The sequence below is a fragment of the Nocardioides sp. IC4_145 genome (genome assembly GCF_011250565.1).
In the GTDB taxonomy this organism is placed as follows: domain Bacteria; phylum Actinomycetota; class Actinomycetes; order Propionibacteriales; family Nocardioidaceae; genus Nocardioides.
In genome coordinates, this window is sequence record NZ_JAANMS010000047.1 from 15,647 (window position 1) to 31,936 (window position 16,290).

Here is a 16,290-nt window from a genome sequence, read left to right on the forward strand (position 1 = left end):
GCAACCCGCACGAGCCGCCGAGGTTACGGGGCACCACCGCTGGTTGAGCAGTGAGGCGCCCCGGCGCCGAACGTGTCGAAACCCCCGGCAGCCGACCTCGGTCTACGGGCCGCGCGTGGTTGCAGTGGCGAGCAACGACGGGGCCCGGTACGACGAGGGTCGCCCGCCGACGCCGGTCGCTCTCGGAGTCGGCGTCGTGGGCGACGACGCAGGGCTTCGGCGACCAGCCCGACCAGCCCGACCACCACGGCACCCACGACCACGACAGCCGACCCACCCGGCAACCCGCCCCGAGCAGTAGCCACCCCGCCCCACACCCCGCCGAAGCACCCCATGGGCGGGGCACAGGCATGCCCCGAGGCGGGCTGACCGTGGTCTCCTACTCCCCATGAGGACGACCAGCACCCTGGCGACGCTGGCTGCAGCGCTCGTCCTCAGCGCCTGCTCCACCAGCGACGCAGGGACCACCGACCTCGCGCCCGCCCCCGGCCCCGCCGGAAGGGCGACGAGCAGCGTCGCCGCCGACGTCACCGAGGTCCAGCCGGGGCGGCCGGGCGAGCCCACGTCGACGGTGGTCGGGGCGGCGGAGCAGCGGTGGAACCACGACGACATCGCGTTCGTGCAGATGATGCTGCCCCACCACCGGCAGGCCCTCGAGATGGCGGCGCTGGCGCCCGACCGGGCCGAGGACGAGCGGGTGCTCGCGCTGGCGGAGCGGATCGCGGCCGCGCAGGCGCCCGAGGTGCTGGTGCTCGCGTCGCTGCTGGCCGAGCGCGGCGTCGACGTGCCGGAGCCGGGCGAGGACCCCCGGAAGTACGACCACGCCGAGCACGGTCACCACGCGATGCAGGGGATGCTGACCACCGCCCAGCTGGCCGCGCTCGCCGCGGCGCAGGGCGCGGACTTCGACCGGCTCTTCCTCGAGCGGATGGTCGACCACCACGCCGGAGCGGTCGCGATGGCGGCCGACGTACGCCGCACCGGCGCGAGCCAGCGGGTGGCCGAGCTCGCGCTCGACGTGCAGGCCGGCCAGGCCGCCGAGATCACGCGGATGGCGGAGCTCCTCCGCGACCTGCGCTGACGCGCGGAGCCAGCGGCGGAGCCCCCCGGACCTCAGAAGTGGTGCAGCCTCCGGGCGGCCTCGGCGATCGAGCCGGACATCGACGGGTAGACCGTGAACGCCTGCGCGAGCTGGTCGGCGGTGAGCGACTCGGCGACGGCGACGGAGACCGGGTGGATCAGCTCGCTGGCCCGCGGACCGACGACGACCCCACCGACGACGATGCCGGTGCCGGGACGGCACAGCAGCTTCACGAAGCCGTCGCGGACGCCCTGCATCTTCGCGCGGGGGTTGCCCGACATCGGCAGCGTGACGACCTCGGCCTGCATCTCGCCGGCGTCGACGGCCTGCTGGGACCAGCCGACGGTGGCGATCTCCGGGGACGTGAAGACGTTGGAGGAGACCTTCTTGAGGTCGAGCGGGTGCACCGCGTCGCCGAGGAAGTGCCACATCGCGATCCGGCCCTGCATCGCGGCGACCGACGCGAGCATGAAGACGCCGGTGCAGTCGCCGGCGGAGTAGACGCCGCGGGCGGAGGTCCGCGAGACCCGGTCGACGTTGACGAAGCCGCCGTCCTTGAGGATGACGCCGGCCTCCTCCAGCCCCATGTCGGCGGTGTTCGGCACCGAGCCGAGCGCGAGGATGCAGTGCGAGCCCTGGACGGTCCGGCCGTCGGTCAGGGTCACGGTGACGACGTCGCCGGAGCGGGTGACCGACTCCATCCGCGACTTCGACAGCACGGTCATGCCGCGGCGGCGCAGCACGTCCTCGAGCACGGTGGCGGCGTCGGCGTCCTCGCCCGGGAGCACCCGGTCGCGGGAGGAGACGAGCGTGACCGGGATGCCGAGGTTGAGGTAGGCGCTGGCGAACTCCGCGCCGGTGACGCCCGACCCGACGACGATCAGCTCGGTCGGCACCTCGGTGAGGTCGTAGACCTGCTCCCAGGTGAGGATCCGCTCGCCGTCGGGCTGCGCGGTGGGCAGCGTCCGCGGCGCGGCACCCGTGGCGATCAGCACGGCGTCCGCCTCGAGGGTCTGCTCCGAGCCGTCGGCCGCGGTCGCCACGACCCGGTTGGGCCCGTCGAGCCGGCCGCGCGCCTCGACGACCTGGACGCCGTCCTTGGCCAGCCGCCGAGCGATGTCGGTGGACTGGTCGGCCGCGAGCCGCTTGACCCGCGCGTTGACCCGCGCGAGGTCGACGCGGATGGTCTCCGCGGCGTCGCCCTCGGTGTCGGTGAAGATCACGCCGAGCTCGGCCGCCCCGGCCAGCTCGTCCATGACCTCCGCGGTCGCGATGAGCGTCTTGCTCGGCACGCAGTCGGTGAGCACCGCCGAGCCGCCGACGCCGTCGGTGTCGACGACGGTGACCTCGGCGCCGAGCTGGGCAGCGACGTGGGCGGCTTCGTACCCGCCGGGGCCGCCCCCGACGATGACGACGCGATCAGTCGCCATCAGAAGTTGATCATGTGGCCGGAGATGCCGTGGACGGCTTCCTTGACGGCCTCGGACAGCGTGGGGTGGGCGAAGACGTTGCGCGAGACCTCGTCGGCGGTGAGGTCCCACTGCTGCGCGAGCGTGAGCACCGGCAGCTGCTCGGTGACGTCGGGGCCGATCATGTGGGCGCCGAGGATCTCGTTGTGCTCGGCGTCCGCGACGACCTTGACGAAGCCGACCGCGTCGCCGAGGCCCTGCGCCTTGCCGTTGGCCGAGAACGGGAAGGTGGTCGTCTTGACGTCGTACCCCTTGTCCTTGGCCTGCTGCTCGCTGTAGCCGAAGGAGCCGATCTGGGGCTGGCAGTACGTCGCCCGCGGGATCATGTCGAAGTCGATCTCCATCGTCTCCGCACCGGCGATCGTCTCCGCGGCGACGATGCCCATCGCCTCGGCGGCGTGGGCGAGCATCATCTTCCCGGTGACGTCGCCGATGGCGTACACGTGGTCGACGTTGGTGCGGCCGCGGCCGTCGACGGCGATCGCGCCGCGGTCGGTGAGCTCCACCCCGGCGGCCTCGAGGCCGTAGCCCTCCGTGCGCGGCTGGAAGCCGATCGCCTGCAGCACCTTGTCGGCCTCGAGCACCTGCTGCTCGCCGTCCTTGGAGACGGTGACCTTGACCGTGTCGCCGGAGTCGTCGATGCCCTCGACCTTGGTCGACAGCAGGACCTTCACGCCGAGCTTCTTGTAGTGCTTGAGCAGCTCCTTGGACACGTCGGCGTCCTCGGTGGGCACCATCCGGTCGAGGAACTCCACGATCGTGACGTCGACGCCGAAGTTCTTCATGACGTAGGCGAACTCGACGCCGATCGCGCCGGAGCCGGCGATGATGATCGAGCCGGGCAGCTCGTCGGTGAGGATCTGCTCCTCGTAGGTCACGACGCGCTCGGAGAGCTCGGTGCCCGGGATCAGCCGGGTGCGGGCGCCGGTGGCGATGATCAGGTCGTCGCAGGTGTACGACGTGGTCTCGCCGTCCTTGGTCACGTCGATCGAGGTGGGCCCGGTGAGGGTGCCCCAGCCGTCGATCTCGGTGATCTTGTTCTTCTTCATGAGGAAGTGGACGCCCTTGACGATGCCGGCCGAGACCTGGCGGCTGCGCTTGTGGGTCGGCCCGAACGACATGGTCGCGTCGCCCTCGATGCCGAACTTGTCCTTCTCGTGCGCGAGCACGTGCGCGAGCTCGGCGTTCTTCAGCAGCGCCTTGGACGGGATGCACCCGACGTTGAGGCAGACACCGCCCCAGTACTTCTCCTCCACCACGGCGACCGACTTGCCGAGCTGGGCGGCGCGGATCGCCGCGACGTAGCCCCCGGGACCGGCACCGAGGACGAGGACATCGAAGTGGTTCGTCACAGCCTCCAGCCTACGTCTGTCGGGCACGTCACCCCGAACCGGTCGGCCCGCGGCCACTACCCTGCCGTCGTGACGCTTTACGCCGCCTACGGGACCAACCTCGATCCCGCCCGGATGGGCGAGCGCTGCCCGCACTCGCCGATGCGCACGACGGGGTGGTTGACGGGCTGGCGGCTGACGTTCGGCGGCGAGGAGCACGGCTGGGACGGCGCGCTGTCGACGATCGTCCAGGACCCCTTCGAGCAGGTCTTCGTCGCGGTCTACGACATCACCCGCGAGGACGAGAAGCACCTCGACGGCTGGGAGGCGGCCGACTCCGGGCTCTACCGCAAGACCAAGGTCCGGGTGTCCACTATGGACGGCGAGGTCGTCGTGTGGACCTACGTGCTCGACGCCTACGAGGGCGGCCTGCCTTCCGCGTCGTACCTCGGGGTGCTGGCCGACGCCGCCGAGGCCGCCGACGCCCCCGCGGACTACGTCGCGGCGCTGCGCCGCCGCCCCTGCCGCTCCACCGGGCTCTGATCCTCTGACCTCCGCTCCGCTGGACTCTGAGCCGCAGCGGGGTCTGACCTACAGTTCCCGCGTGAGCGACCAGCAGCCCCCGATGTCCAGCACCGAGCCGTACGAGAGCGACCCCTACGCGCTCGCGCAGGAGGCCGCGGCCCGGCTCGCCGACCTCACCGGCGTCGAGCGCCACGACCTCGCGCTCGTCCTCGGCTCGGGCTGGCTGCCGGCCGTCGACGCCCTCGGCGGCGCGGTCGCCGAGATCGCCACGACCGACCTGCCGGGCTTCAGCGCCGCGGCGGTCGCGGGCCACTCGGGGAAGATCCGGTCGCTGAAGGTCGGCGACAAGTCCGTCCTGGCGTTCCTGTCGCGGACCCACTACTACGAGGGCCGCGGCGTGGCCGCCGTCGTGCACGGCGTGCGCACCGCCGCCGCCGCGGGCTGCTCCACCGTCGTCCTCACCAACGGCTGCGGCGGCCTGAAGGAGACCTGGACCCCCGGCACCCCGGTCCTCATCTCCGACCACATCAACCTGACCGGCCGCTCCCCCATCGTGGGCGCGAACTTCGTCGACCTGACCGACCTCTACTCCAGCCGGCTGCGCGCGATGTGCCGCGAGGTGGACCCGACCCTCGACGAGGGCGTCTACGTGCAGTTCCCCGGCCCCCACTACGAGACCCCCGCCGAGATCGGCATGGCCCGCGCCATCGGCGGCCACCTCGTCGGCATGAGCACGACGCTGGAGGCGATCGCCGCCCGCGAGGCCGGCATGGAGGTGCTCGGCATCAGCCTGGTCACCAACCTCGCCGCGGGCATCACCGGCGAGCCGCTCAACCACGAGGAGGTCCTCGAGGCCGGCCGCGCCGCCGCGACCCGCATGGGCGACCTGCTCGGCCGGATCGTCCCGAGGATCTGACCCCGCCCATGGAGACGCCCGCGCCGGACACCCGGCAGCGCCTGGTGGACGCCGCCCTGCGTGCCTTCGCCGACCACGGCGTGCACAACGCGTCGCTGCTGGAGATCACGCGGCAGGCCGGGCAGCGCAACCGGGGGGCGGTGCACTACCACTTCGGCAGCCGCGAGGGCATGATCGCGGCCGTCCTGGAGCAGCACGCCGACGACATCGGCCGGCGCGAGATCGAGCTGATCGAGGCCGCCCGGAACCGACCCGACGACGACCTCGCCTCGGTCGTCGAGGCGCTGGTCCGACCGGTCACCGAGGTCTCCGAGATGGGGTGGCGGGGCCGCTGCTACATCGTCATCGTCGGCGAGCTGGTGCAGCAGGACATCACGCCGCTCGGACCCGAGGTCGAGGCAGCGATGGCCCGCACCGGCGGCTACGAGCTGTTCGCGCTGCTGCGCGACCGGCTGCAGCCGATGGCCATGGACGTGCCGCTGGAGAACGAGCGGCTGGCGCTGGTCACGAGCTTCGTCATGCGCGCCGTCGCCGATCGCGCCCGCTCCGGCGAGCTCCCGCCGAGCGGCCGCGAGGAGCTGCCGGCCGAGCGGTTCGTGCAGAACCTGGTGTCGATGGCGACCGCGATGCTCACCGCCCCCCGACCGTCCGACGGGTAGGTGGGCGAGGGTGCCCCGCATCAGCGCCGGCTCGCTGCAGGAGCACCGCGCCGACCTGCGACGACGGGTCTTCGACGCCTTCGCCGCGCTCATGGGCGAGCGCTCCTACGACGCCGTCACCATGGCGGCGATCGCCGAGCGCGCCGGCATCGGCCGCACGACGATCTACCACCACTTCCCGGACAAGGCCGCGGTCGTCGTCGCCTTCGCCAGCGACGAGACCGAGCGGTACGTCGCCCGGCTGACCGAGGTCCTCGGCGCGACCGACGACCCCGTCGAGCGGCTGCGCACCTACGTGCGGCACCACCTGGCCGCGGACGAGGAGTTCCACCTCGGCCTGGGTCCCCGGCTGTTCGCGATGCTGAGCGACGAGGCGCGCCGCGAGATCCGCTCGCACGTCGTCGCGGTCGAGGACGTGCTGCGCTCGATCCTGCTCGACGGCGACGCCTCGGGCCGGATGCTCGTCGACGACGTCGAGACGACGCTGCCCCTGGTCCACGCGTGCCTAGGCCCGCGGCACCTCCCGGCGCGCACGATCGAGACGTTCGTGCTGCGCGCGGTCGGCGCCGCGGGCTGACGCTCCGCGGCCGAGGTGCGTCAGCGGGTGACCTTGAGCCCCACGGTCCTGGCCACGCGCTGGTACGCCGCGGAGCCGGCGTACACGACCTTGACCTGGTAGCGACCGGCGGCCAGCCTCGGCAGCGCGACCGTGGCCCTGCCCTTCGCGAGCGTCGCCGAGCGGGTCTTGACGACCTTGCCGGCCTTCCTGACCTGGACCCTGACCTTGCCGGCCACGGCGCCGTTGCTCCCCTTGAGGGCGACCTTGAGCTTGCCGGCCTTCGCCGGCGTCGGCTTCGTGAGCACCTTGACGGTGGCGGCGGGCTTGGTCCTGGCTGGCGCGAGCCTCGACCAGTCGATCGAGACGGGCGTCTCGGTGTCCTGGGTGGTGTTGGAGTGGGTGTGCGCCTGCCAGGTGTAGAGCGCGTACGCCGTGCCGCGCTCCAGCTCGGCGGTGGCGGCGGTCAGCGAGGTGGTGAAGGCGCCCGCGCTGATCTGCGCGGCCGGGACCCACGCGGCGGCCGCGAACTTCGACTGGTCACCGATGTCGTCGGTCTCGGGCAGGCCGCCGGCGGGCGCGAGACCCACGTAGACGCCGTTGTCACCGAGGTTGGTGGTGCCGTTGAAGCCGGTGCCGGAGACGGCGAGCGTGAGCCCGTTCGCGGCCGAGGCGGCGGTGGTCGCGTAGGTGACCGCCGGCTTCGCCGCGGCGGCCTGGGAGGCCTGCGCGGTGAACGCCGCCGGCGCCTTCTTGGCGTCGGAGCCGGCGCCGGACGCGTGGAAGTGCGGCCGCAGCCCGGCGGGCAGGTGGCCGAGGAGGTCGGCGGCCCACGACTTGCCGTCGACGGGCTGACCGTCCTTCATCGCCAGGGCGGTGGCCTCGGCGCTGCCGGGCGCGAGCACGCCGGCCCAGTCCGGGGTGGCGGTGAGCGAGGCCAGGCCGTCGGCGACCGTCCAGTCCGGGGCGTCGAAGGTGCTGACCGTGACCCGCTTCGGCGCGACGTCGGCCGCGGGCTGGCCCATGCCGCCGTTGACCTTCGCCGAGACCAGCGCGGTGAGCGTCCCGTCGCCGTCGGGCTCGACCGTGACGGCCGGGTCGGCGAAGGTCACCGAGTAGACCTCGGTGCCGACCACGGGGACCTTGAAGGTCCCCTGGACCGAGCCGTCGTAGGTCACCGACGCCGCGCCGGTCGTCGCGTCGTAGGAGCCGGTCCCGTTCGGGAACACGAACACGCCGTCCTGGGGCTCCTGCGCCCCGTCGGCCAGGACCTGGCTCGAGAGGTGGTCCTCGAACTGCTGGGAGACGCCCCAGGTGAAGGAGGGCGCGGTCGCGGCGGACGCCGGGACGGCGGCGACGAGCGCGAGGCCGGAGGCGGCCAGTGCGGTCGCGGCCGCGGAGGCGACCGGACGGGGAGGGCGGATCATGGTTCTTCCTTTCTCAGGCGACGCGGGAGCGTCGGGGTCCGGGGAGGAGCAGCAGCAAGGCCGCCGCGAGGAGGCAGGCGCCGCCGAGCCACCAGGGCCACGTGGCCGGACGGGCGCTGGTCGTCGCACCCGCGGCCGTCGTGGCGACGAGGTCGGTGCTGGCCGGGAGGGCGGGCGCGGCGGGAGGTGAGACGACCGGCACGTCGCCGGCCTCCGGCGCCACGGGCAGCACCGGCGCCGCGGCGGGCGCGCTCGCCGGCGCGACGACGGGGGTCGGTGCGGCCACCGGCGCCGCGACCGGGGTCGTTGGCGCAGGCGTGGTCGTCGGGGTCGGCGGCGGGGCGATCGTCGGGTTGGTGATGACCGGCTGCGTGGGCGGCGCGGTCGGGGCCGGCGCCGGGTCGGAGCCGGCGGCGGCGTACGACACCGACAGTGGCGCGGGCACCTTGAACGGGTCGGTCGAGGACCCGCTGGAGAACCAGAACGCCGCGGTCCCGAGCCGGTCCATGTAGGCCACGAAGCTCGGCGGGAACGACCCCGACCACGCGTCCCCGGTGGTCTGGCCGAGGCCGTCGACGGTGACGCCGCGGTACGCCGGGTCGGCGGTGAAGCCGGCGGCACCGGGCCTGCCCAGGTCGACGTCGGGGAGGTCGGCCAGGGTGACCGTCTCCCCCGGCACCGGCGCCCAGGAGCCGGGGTCGTCGACCGAGGAGGCGTAGCCGCTCACGGTCGCGGTGAGGGCGCCCCGCCCGTCGGTCACCTCGAGCACCGGGTCGCTGAGGTGGAACATCGACATGCCGGAGTAGTAGACGACCGTGACGTCGCCGTCCCAGGCGACGCGGGCGGTGCCGGCGGCCGGGTCGACGTACCCCTCGCCCTCCCCGATCGTGAACCGCAGCCCGCTCGTCGACCCGCTGGCCGGCGAGCCCAGCGTCGCGCCGGAAGCGTCGGTGCGCAGACCCAACCAGGTGGCGGCACGCCAGCGACGGCCGTCCCACTTCTGGACGCGCACCGCGCCGGCCCGCTGCTTCCACGACGAGCGGGGCAGGGTCGTGCCGCCGCGGCCCGGGTCGGCCACCCGGCCCGCGGAGAGGTAGTTGTAGGTGTCCGGCGCGTGCGCGCGGTTGCTGGACTCGTGGTTGATGCCCCACCGCAGCACGGCACCGTCGATCTCGACGCGGGTCGGGGACTCGTCGGTCTCCTCGGCGACGGCCGGAGCGGCCCCGAGCATTCCTCCGACCACGCCACCGAGCAGCGCGACGGCGGTCGCGGAGGCAAGCGACGCAGCGAGCCCGTGCCGGCGTCCGGCCGCGCGCTCAGGCCGCACGACGCGCCCTCCGCGCGCGGAGGAGGGGGTACGCCGCCCGGCCGACGGCCGCGACCAGCACCAGCCCGGCGGCGCCCGCGAACAGCAGGCCGGCGCGCTCGCTGCGGTCCCCGCTCGCGGCGGCGGCCGGCGCGGGCTCGGCACCGACGATGGCGAAGGAGACCGACGGCGGGTCGTCGACGCCGTGCACGCGCAGCTCGTGCGTGCCGGCCGCCGCGTCCTCGGGCAGGGTCAGCACGCCGGCTGTGCCGCCGTCGGCACCCACCAGGAACGGGCCGGCCCCGGCCGCGCCGTCATCGAGGACGACCGTGACCTGCCGACCGGGCGGCAGGCCGGTGGCGGTGAAGGCGAGGACGTTCCTGGCGACCGCGGAGGCCCGGTCGACCTCGAGCGTGGCGACCCCGGGTGCGGCCTGGCCGGCGACGGGCACCTCTCGCCCGGCGGGGGCGGCCCCGTCCGTCGACGGCCCGGGCACTGCCCCCTCCGCCGGCAGCGGCGCGATCGTCGGCGCCGCGGCAGGCGGCGTGGCCGGGCCCGTGGTCGCCCCGGTCGTCGGGCCCGCGGTCGGGGCGGCCTGCTGGAGCGAGGCGACGCGCACGGGGGTGAAGGTCTCGTTGCGGGCGTTCTTGACGCCGTGCGCGCCGATGGTGATGACGCCGCAGGTGAGCTCGCGGCAGTCGACGGTGCGCACGGAGGAGGAGCGGTCGTAGGCGCGGAAGGTCGCGCCGGGGACGACGACCGAGGTCGACCACGCGCCGCTCGCCGACATCACGCCGCCGTTGGCGGAGGAGGCGGTGTCGGAGCCCGGGAACGCGACGTACTTCTGGAAGCCCTGGTTGTCCTCGGCCTCGCTGTCGGGGACGTACCAGTAGTCCTGTCCGGTGGCGCCGCCGCGGCTGGGCTGCCAGGTCCCCTCGACGGCGCCGAAGAAGACGTAGACGCCGCCGTGGCCGCCCTTGACGGCCTGGAAGCCGGTGCCGCGGACGGTGAGGGTCGTGGCGTACGTCGGGTCGACGACCGCGTCCCCGTCGGGGTTGGCGACGGTCACCCGCGCGGCGGCGCTAGCGGGCGCAGCGGGCACGAGGACGAGAGCGGCGGCGGCCAGGACCAGCGCGGCGAGCAGCCGGGTCACGGGACCTCCTGGAGGGTGGGCACGGCGGGCGCGTGGGAGCGGACGGGGACGACGACGAGGTGGCCGGCGTGCTCGACGACGTCGACGGGGTGGCCGTAGACCTCGGTCAGCATCGGGCCGGTCAGCACCTCGGCGGGCGGGCCGTCGGCGCGGACCCGGCCGTCGGCGAGGACGCACACGCGGTCGGCGTACGCCGCGGCGAGCGAGAGGTCGTGCAGCACGACGACGGCCGCGGAGCCGGCGCGGACGGTGCAGCGCAGCACGTCGAGGAGCGCCTCCTGGTGCCTGATGTCGAGCGCCGCGGTCGGCTCGTCGAGCATGAGGACCGGCGCGGCCTGCGCGAGCAGCCGCGCGAACGAGGTCCGCGCCTGCTCGCCGCCGGACAAGGTCGGGAACAACCGCTCCGCGAGGGTCGCGACATCGGCGCGGGCCATGGACTCCGCGACCACGCGGTCGTCGTCGTCCTCGGCCGGGGTGCGGTGCCACGGCGAGCGGCCCATGCGGACGACGTCCTCGACCCGGAACCCGAACGCGAGCCCCTGCTTCTGCAGCTGCACCGCCCGCAGCCGCGCGAGCTCGCGGGTCGGCACCCGGCGCAGCGGCCCGCCGTCGAGCTCGACGGCGCCGGCGCTCGGGGTGGTGTCGCCGGCAAGGACGCCGAGCAGCGTGGACTTGCCGGCGCCGTTGGGGCCGACGAGGGCGAGCAGCTCGCCGGGGCGGACGTCGACGTCGACGCCCTCGAGGATGCGGTGGCCCTCGACGGTCACCCCGACACCGCGGGCGGCGATCGCGACGCTCGCGGTCATGCCCGGCCCACTCATGCCCAGCCCCCCGCCGTACGACGGGCGCGGCGCAGCAGCCAGAAGAAGAACGGCCCGCCGACGAGCGAGGTCAGCATGCCGATCGGCAGGTCGGCGTACGCGATCGCGGTGCGGGCCCACAGGTCGGCCACCACGAGCAGCACGGCGCCGCCCAGCGCGCTGGCGGGGACGAGCAGCCGGTGGCCTGGGCCGGCGACGAGGCGCACCAGGTGCGGCACGACCAGCCCGACGAACGCGATGATCCCGCAGAACGACACCGCCGCCGCGGTCAGCACGGCCACCACGACGATCGTGCCCATCCGCAGCCGCTCGACGTCGACGCCGACGTGGCGGGCGGCGCGGTCGCCGAGCGCGAGCAGGTCGAGGCGGGGCGCCAGCAGGAGCGCGACGAGGATGCCGCCGAGCGCGAGCGGCGCGACCACGCCGACCTGCTCCCAGCGCGAGCCGTTCAGGCTGCCGAGCTGCCAGAAGACGATCTCCTCGCGGGCCTGGGTGTTGCCGAGGAACATCAGGAACGCCAGGCCGGCGCTGGTCACCGCGTTGAGCGCGATGCCGGTGAGCACGAGCGTGACGACCTCGGTGCGGCCGCCGTCGCGGGAGAGCACGTAGACGAGGACCGTGGTCACCAGGCCGCCGAGGAAAGCGCAGCAGGCGACGGTCCAGGTGCCGGCGAAGCCCAGGTCGAGCACGATCACCGAGGCCGCCGCGACCGCCGCGCCCGAGGACACGCCGACCACCCCGGGCTCGGCCAGCGGGTTGCCGAAGACGCCCTGCATGAGCGCCCCGGCGGTCGCCAGCGCGGCCCCGGCGAGCGCGGCCATCGCGACGCGCGGGAAGCGGACCTGCCACAGGGTGTTCTCCCCCTGCGGGTGCGAGGGCAGCGGTCCCCAGTCGAGCCCGAGCCGGTGCAGCAGCGAGCCGACGACCTCCCCCGGCGGTACGTCGAGCTGGCCGTGGCCCGCGCCGAACGCCGCCGCCACGAGCAGCGCGACGCCCAGCCCGCCGAGCAGGCCGACGCGGCCCGCCAGCACCCGGGCGCCGCTCCGCGACGGGGCCGGGCGGCCCGTGCCGCTGGGCCCGGGCGTGGGCTCGGTGGCGGGGAGGACGGCGGTCACGAGAGCTCACCCGGCGCGTACGCCGCCACGGCGAGCGCCTCGAGCACCGACGCGGTGGCCGGCCCGAAGCCGAGGATGTCCGCGTCGTCCATCGCGACGAACCGGCGGTGCCGACCCGCGGGCGTCTCGGCCAGCGCGGGGAGCCGCTCGAGCAGGCCGTCGACGCCGCCGGCGGAGTCGAGGCCGCCGGACATCATCAGGACCAGGTCGGGCTGGGCGGAGACGAGACCCTCGTCGGTGAGCGGCTTCATGCCGTTCCAGCCGATCTCCTCGGCGACGTCGTACCCCCCGATCGCCTCGATGAGCGAGTCCGCGCCGGAGCCCTCGCCGAACATGTAGTAGACGCCGCTCTGGCCGCGGACGTAGAGGAACACCGTGCGCAGCCACTGACCCTCGTCCGCCGGCGCGACCCGGGCGATCTCGGCGGTGACGTCGTCGATCTCCCGCTGCGTGCGCTGCGCCAGCGCCGCGCCCTCCTCCGGCACGCCGAGCGCCTCGGCGACGCCGCGGACCAGGCTGCCGACGTTGTCGAGGGTGCGCTCCGGCTCGAGCACGACGACCGGGATGCCGGCGTCGCGCACCTGGAGCACGACGTCCCACGGCCCGAGCGAGGTGTCGGTGATGAGCAGCGTGGGGTCGAGCCCGAGGATCGCCTCGGCGACGAGGTCGTGGCCGTCCTGGGTGACCAGCGGCAGGTCGTCGAGCCCCTCGACCTGCGTCGAGACGTCGCGGCCGACGAGCACGTCGGCGAGGCCGAGCTCCGCGACGGTGCGCGCCAGGGTGCCGTGGACGTCGAGGGCGAGAACCCGGCTGGCGTCCTCGACGGTGACCTTCGTGCCCTGGGCGTCGGTGAGCGTCACAGGCAGCTGCTGCTCGGGCGAGTCCGCGACCGGGTCGACCTCGTCCTGGGCAGCGACGACCGCCTCGCCCTCCCAGTCGCGCACATCGGTCAGCGGCCGCACGTCGGCCAGCGGCGGCGCGGTCCGCACGTCGCTCGTGCCCTCCGCGCCGACCGCGCGCTCGCCCGTGGAGACCCCGCAGCCCGCCAGCAGCAGCGCCGCCAGCAGGGCGGCGACCAGGGGAAGGACCGGCACTCGGGCGGGGGTCGACGAGACGCGCACGATGGGTAAGGTACACCTAACTAAGCCAAGCCTAACCAAAGGTCTGGACCGATTCGACATCGTGTCGAGAACGTTTTGACAGCGTGTCGACACCTCCGCTTCGATGACCGCCGTCCCGTCGTGACCGCCCGGTCGCGGCCGCCCGCGCCCCGCAGGAGAGACTCATGACCGTGCTCGACGCCGGCCCCACCCCCGCCCTGTCGACCGCCATGCGCGAGGGCTCGCGTGCCGAGCACGAGGACGCCGAGGGCTCGACCTTCATGTCCGAGCTCCTCGAGGGGCGCATCTCCGAGGAGGGGTACGCCGCCTACCTGCGGCGGCTGCGCTGCGTGTACGCGGCCATGGAGACCGCCCTGCGCGCCCGCACCGACGACCCGCTGGTCGCCGCCGTGCACGACCCGGCCCTCGAGCGGCTCGCCGCCATCGACGCCGACCTCGACCACTGGGCGCCCGGGGCACCGCACGACCTGGCGGTCGACGAGTCGCCCGCCGCCGCGGCGTACGTCTCGCGGCTCCAGGGCGCGGAGTGGGGCGGCGACCTGGTCGCCCACCACTACACGCGCTACCTCGGCGACCTCTCCGGCGGCCAGGCGATCGGGCGGGTCCTGGACCGGGCGTTCGACCTCGACGGGGCCGGCGCGGCGTTCTACGCCTTCCCGGAGATCCCGAAGCCGAAGCCGTACAAGGACGCCTACCGCGCGCGCCTCGACGGGCTCGGCCTCGACGCCGCCGGGGTCGCCCGGGTCGTCGACGAGGTGAAGGTAGCGTTCCGGCTGAACCAGGCCCTCTTCACCGAGCTCGGAGAACGCATCGATGTCTACCGCCGCGTGGTCCCGCAGGACTGACCTCCGCCCCGACCGCGCATGAAGGTCCTGGTCACCGGCGCCGCCGGCAGCATCGGCCGGGTCGTCTGCCTGGGCCTGGTCGACCGCGGGCACGACGTCGTCGGCCTCGACCGGCTGCCGCAGCCGTCGGGCGAGGACGGTCCCTGGTACGCCCTGGACTGCACCGACCCCGACGCCGTCGACGCGGTCTTCGCCGAGCAGGCGCTCGACGCCGTCGTCCACCTGGCCGGCCACCCCGGCGAGGCCAACCTCCCGGACTCGCTGACCTCCCACGTCGTCACCACCGGCGCGCTGCTCGACGCGATGGTGGCCCACGACGTGCGCCGCATGGTCTACGCCTCCTCCAACCACGCCGTCGGCCGCACGCCGCGCCGCGACCTGGTCGGCGTCGACGCCCGCCCGCGGCCCGACACCTTCTACGGCGTCTCCAAGGTCGCGGCCGAGGCGTTGCTGAGCCTGTACGTCGACCGGTACGGCATCGACGCCGTCGCCTGCCGGATCGGCTCGTTCCTCCCCGAGCCCGAGACCGTCCGCAACCTCTCGACCTGGCTCTCCCACGACGACTGCGTGCGGATGGTCGACGCCGCGCTCACGGCCACCGCCCCCGGCTTCGCGGTGCTCTACGGCATCTCCGCCAACACCCGCGCCTGGTGGGACCTCGAGCCCGGCCGCGTCTTGGGCTACGAGCCCCAGGACGACGCCGAGGACTGGGCCGACCGCATCCAGCCTTCCCCCGAGGACGACTGGGACGCCGCCCACGTCGGCGGCCCCTACGCGACCGCGACCTTCGAGCGCCCCGCTCTCGACCGCCCCTGACCGGGCTTCCCACGGGAGTTCCTCGCTTCCCACGGGAGATCTGCCGTGGTAACCGAGGGGGTCACCGGTGAACCGGTGACCCCTGCACCCCGCCCCCGCGCCCCGCGCCCCGCGCCGACCCAAGGACGCGGCTTGGACGGCAGGCGTTCGATGGGGTCCATGACGACCTCCGTGACGCAGCACCGCACCCTCGGCACCGCCTCCCCCCTGACCGTCTCGGCGCTCGGGCTGGGCTGCATGGGGATGTCGGAGTTCTACGGCACCGCCGACGAGCGGACCGCGACCGAGACGATCTACCGGGCGCTGGACCTCGGCGTGACGTTCCTCGACACCGCCGACATGTACGGCCCGTTCACCAACGAGCAGCTCGTCGGCGCCGCGATCGAGGACCGCCGCGACGAGGTGCAGCTGGCGACGAAGTTCGGCAACGAGCGCCGGCCCGACGGCACCCGGGTCGGCATCAACGGTCGCCCGGAGTACGTCCGGTCCGCCTGCGACGCCTCCCTGGCCCGGCTGGGCGTCGACCACATCGACCTCTACTACCAGCACCGCGTCGACAGGTCGGTCCCGATCGAGGAGACCGTCGGCGCGATGGCCGAGCTGGTGCAGGCCGGCAAGGTGCGCCACCTCGGCCTGTCCGAGGCCTCGGCCGCGACGATCCGCCGCGCGCACGCGGTGCACCCGATCACGGCGCTGCAGACGGAGTACTCCTTGTTCACCCGCGACCTCGAGGACGAGATCCTCCCGACCATCCGCGAGCTGGGCATCGGCCTGGTGCCGTACTCCCCGCTCGGCCGCGGGATCCTCACCGGCGCCATCACCGACGAGTCGTCGCTGGGCGAGGACGACTCGCGCCGCACGGCGTACTTCCCGCGCCTCAACGGCGAGGGCCTGCGCGCCAACCTCCGGCTGGTCGACCGCGTCCGCGAGATCGCCGAGGAGAAGGGCGCCACCCCGGGCCAGCTCGCGCTCGCGTGGGTGCTCGCGCGGGGCGACGACGTCGCGCCGATCCCGGGGACCAAGCAGGTGCGCTACCTGGAGGAGAACGTCGGCGCGCTGGACGTCACGCTCGACGCCGACGACCTGCGACGGCTCGACGAAGCGGTGCCGCGCGGCGCCGTGGTGGGTGAGCGGTACGGCGACATGTCC

Annotated in this window: 16 protein-coding genes; 8 read left to right on the forward strand and 8 right to left on the reverse strand. The window is 74.2% G+C overall.

Annotated elements, in window-relative coordinates:
• Positions 1-388 precede the first annotated feature (388 nt).
• Positions 389-1,081, forward strand: a complete 693-nt coding sequence (locus G6553_RS17330; protein WP_166195793.1) for a DUF305 domain-containing protein — start codon at positions 389-391, stop codon at positions 1,079-1,081.
• Between the two features lie 32 nt (positions 1,082-1,113).
• Here the strand turns inward: G6553_RS17330 and G6553_RS17335 are convergent, their stop codons facing one another.
• Positions 1,114-2,511, reverse strand: coding sequence for an NAD(P)H-quinone dehydrogenase (locus tag G6553_RS17335; RefSeq protein ID WP_166195794.1), 1,398 nt, complete (start codon positions 2,509-2,511; stop codon positions 1,114-1,116).
• Positions 2,511-3,902 (reverse strand): dihydrolipoyl dehydrogenase, encoded by a 1,392-nt coding sequence (gene lpdA / locus G6553_RS17340; RefSeq protein WP_166195795.1) that lies wholly within the window; start codon positions 3,900-3,902, stop codon positions 2,511-2,513. Before lpdA ends, G6553_RS17335 begins: the two co-directional genes overlap by 1 nt.
• Before the next feature lie 69 nt (positions 3,903-3,971).
• Between lpdA and G6553_RS17345 the strand changes: the two genes are divergently transcribed.
• The 4 genes from G6553_RS17345 (at position 3,972) to G6553_RS17360 (ending at position 6,558) form a co-directional block, all read left to right on the forward strand.
• A complete protein-coding gene (locus G6553_RS17345; protein ID WP_166195796.1) occupies positions 3,972-4,424 on the forward strand; it encodes a gamma-glutamylcyclotransferase in 453 nt (150 codons plus the stop codon).
• Positions 4,425-4,506: 82 nt separating this feature from the next.
• The gene (locus tag G6553_RS17350) at positions 4,507-5,322 is read left to right on the forward strand and encodes a purine-nucleoside phosphorylase (RefSeq protein WP_166195809.1); all 816 of its coding nucleotides are present in this window, start codon (positions 4,507-4,509) and stop codon (positions 5,320-5,322) included.
• Positions 5,323-5,330: 8 nt separating this feature from the next.
• On the forward strand, positions 5,331-5,981 hold the full coding sequence (locus G6553_RS17355; protein ID WP_166195797.1) for a TetR family transcriptional regulator: 651 nt from the start codon (positions 5,331-5,333) through the stop codon (positions 5,979-5,981).
• Positions 5,982-5,991: 10 nt separating this feature from the next.
• A complete protein-coding gene (locus tag G6553_RS17360) occupies positions 5,992-6,558 on the forward strand; it encodes a TetR/AcrR family transcriptional regulator (protein WP_166195798.1) in 567 nt (188 codons plus the stop codon).
• A 20-nt stretch (positions 6,559-6,578) separates the two neighbouring features.
• Here the strand turns inward: G6553_RS17360 and G6553_RS17365 are convergent, their stop codons facing one another.
• Genes G6553_RS17365 through G6553_RS17390 form a run of 6 tightly spaced genes read right to left on the reverse strand, consistent with a single transcriptional unit; the run spans position 6,579 to position 13,480 of the window.
• On the reverse strand, positions 6,579-7,964 hold the full coding sequence (locus G6553_RS17365; RefSeq protein ID WP_166195799.1) for an HtaA domain-containing protein: 1,386 nt from the start codon (positions 7,962-7,964) through the stop codon (positions 6,579-6,581).
• 13 nt (positions 7,965-7,977) lie between these two features.
• Positions 7,978-9,291, reverse strand: a complete 1,314-nt coding sequence (locus G6553_RS17370) for an HtaA domain-containing protein (RefSeq protein WP_166195800.1) — start codon at positions 9,289-9,291, stop codon at positions 7,978-7,980.
• Positions 9,281-10,423 (reverse strand): hypothetical protein, encoded by a 1,143-nt coding sequence (locus G6553_RS17375; RefSeq protein WP_166195801.1) that lies wholly within the window; start codon positions 10,421-10,423, stop codon positions 9,281-9,283. The genes G6553_RS17370 and G6553_RS17375 overlap by 11 nt, the downstream gene beginning before the upstream one ends.
• Positions 10,420-11,229, reverse strand: a complete 810-nt coding sequence (locus G6553_RS17380; protein ID WP_207619934.1) for a heme ABC transporter ATP-binding protein — start codon at positions 11,227-11,229, stop codon at positions 10,420-10,422. The genes G6553_RS17375 and G6553_RS17380 overlap by 4 nt, the downstream gene beginning before the upstream one ends.
• A gap of 11 nt (positions 11,230-11,240) precedes the next feature.
• Positions 11,241-12,359, reverse strand: a complete 1,119-nt coding sequence (locus G6553_RS17385) for an iron ABC transporter permease (RefSeq protein ID WP_166195803.1) — start codon at positions 12,357-12,359, stop codon at positions 11,241-11,243.
• Positions 12,356-13,480, reverse strand: a complete 1,125-nt coding sequence (locus G6553_RS17390) for an ABC transporter substrate-binding protein (protein WP_347565785.1) — start codon at positions 13,478-13,480, stop codon at positions 12,356-12,358. Before G6553_RS17390 ends, G6553_RS17385 begins: the two co-directional genes overlap by 4 nt.
• A 164-nt stretch (positions 13,481-13,644) precedes the next feature.
• Between G6553_RS17390 and G6553_RS17395 the strand changes: the two genes are divergently transcribed.
• The 3 genes from G6553_RS17395 to G6553_RS17405 form a co-directional block, all read left to right on the forward strand.
• A complete protein-coding gene (locus tag G6553_RS17395; RefSeq protein WP_166195806.1) occupies positions 13,645-14,325 on the forward strand; it encodes a biliverdin-producing heme oxygenase in 681 nt (226 codons plus the stop codon).
• An 18-nt stretch (positions 14,326-14,343) separates the two neighbouring features.
• Positions 14,344-15,141 (forward strand): NAD(P)-dependent oxidoreductase, encoded by a 798-nt coding sequence (locus G6553_RS17400; protein WP_166195807.1) that lies wholly within the window; start codon positions 14,344-14,346, stop codon positions 15,139-15,141.
• Between the two features lie 159 nt (positions 15,142-15,300).
• Positions 15,301-16,290, forward strand: a 990-nt coding sequence (locus tag G6553_RS17405) for an aldo/keto reductase (protein WP_166195808.1), incomplete at its 3' end; no start/stop codon positions are given.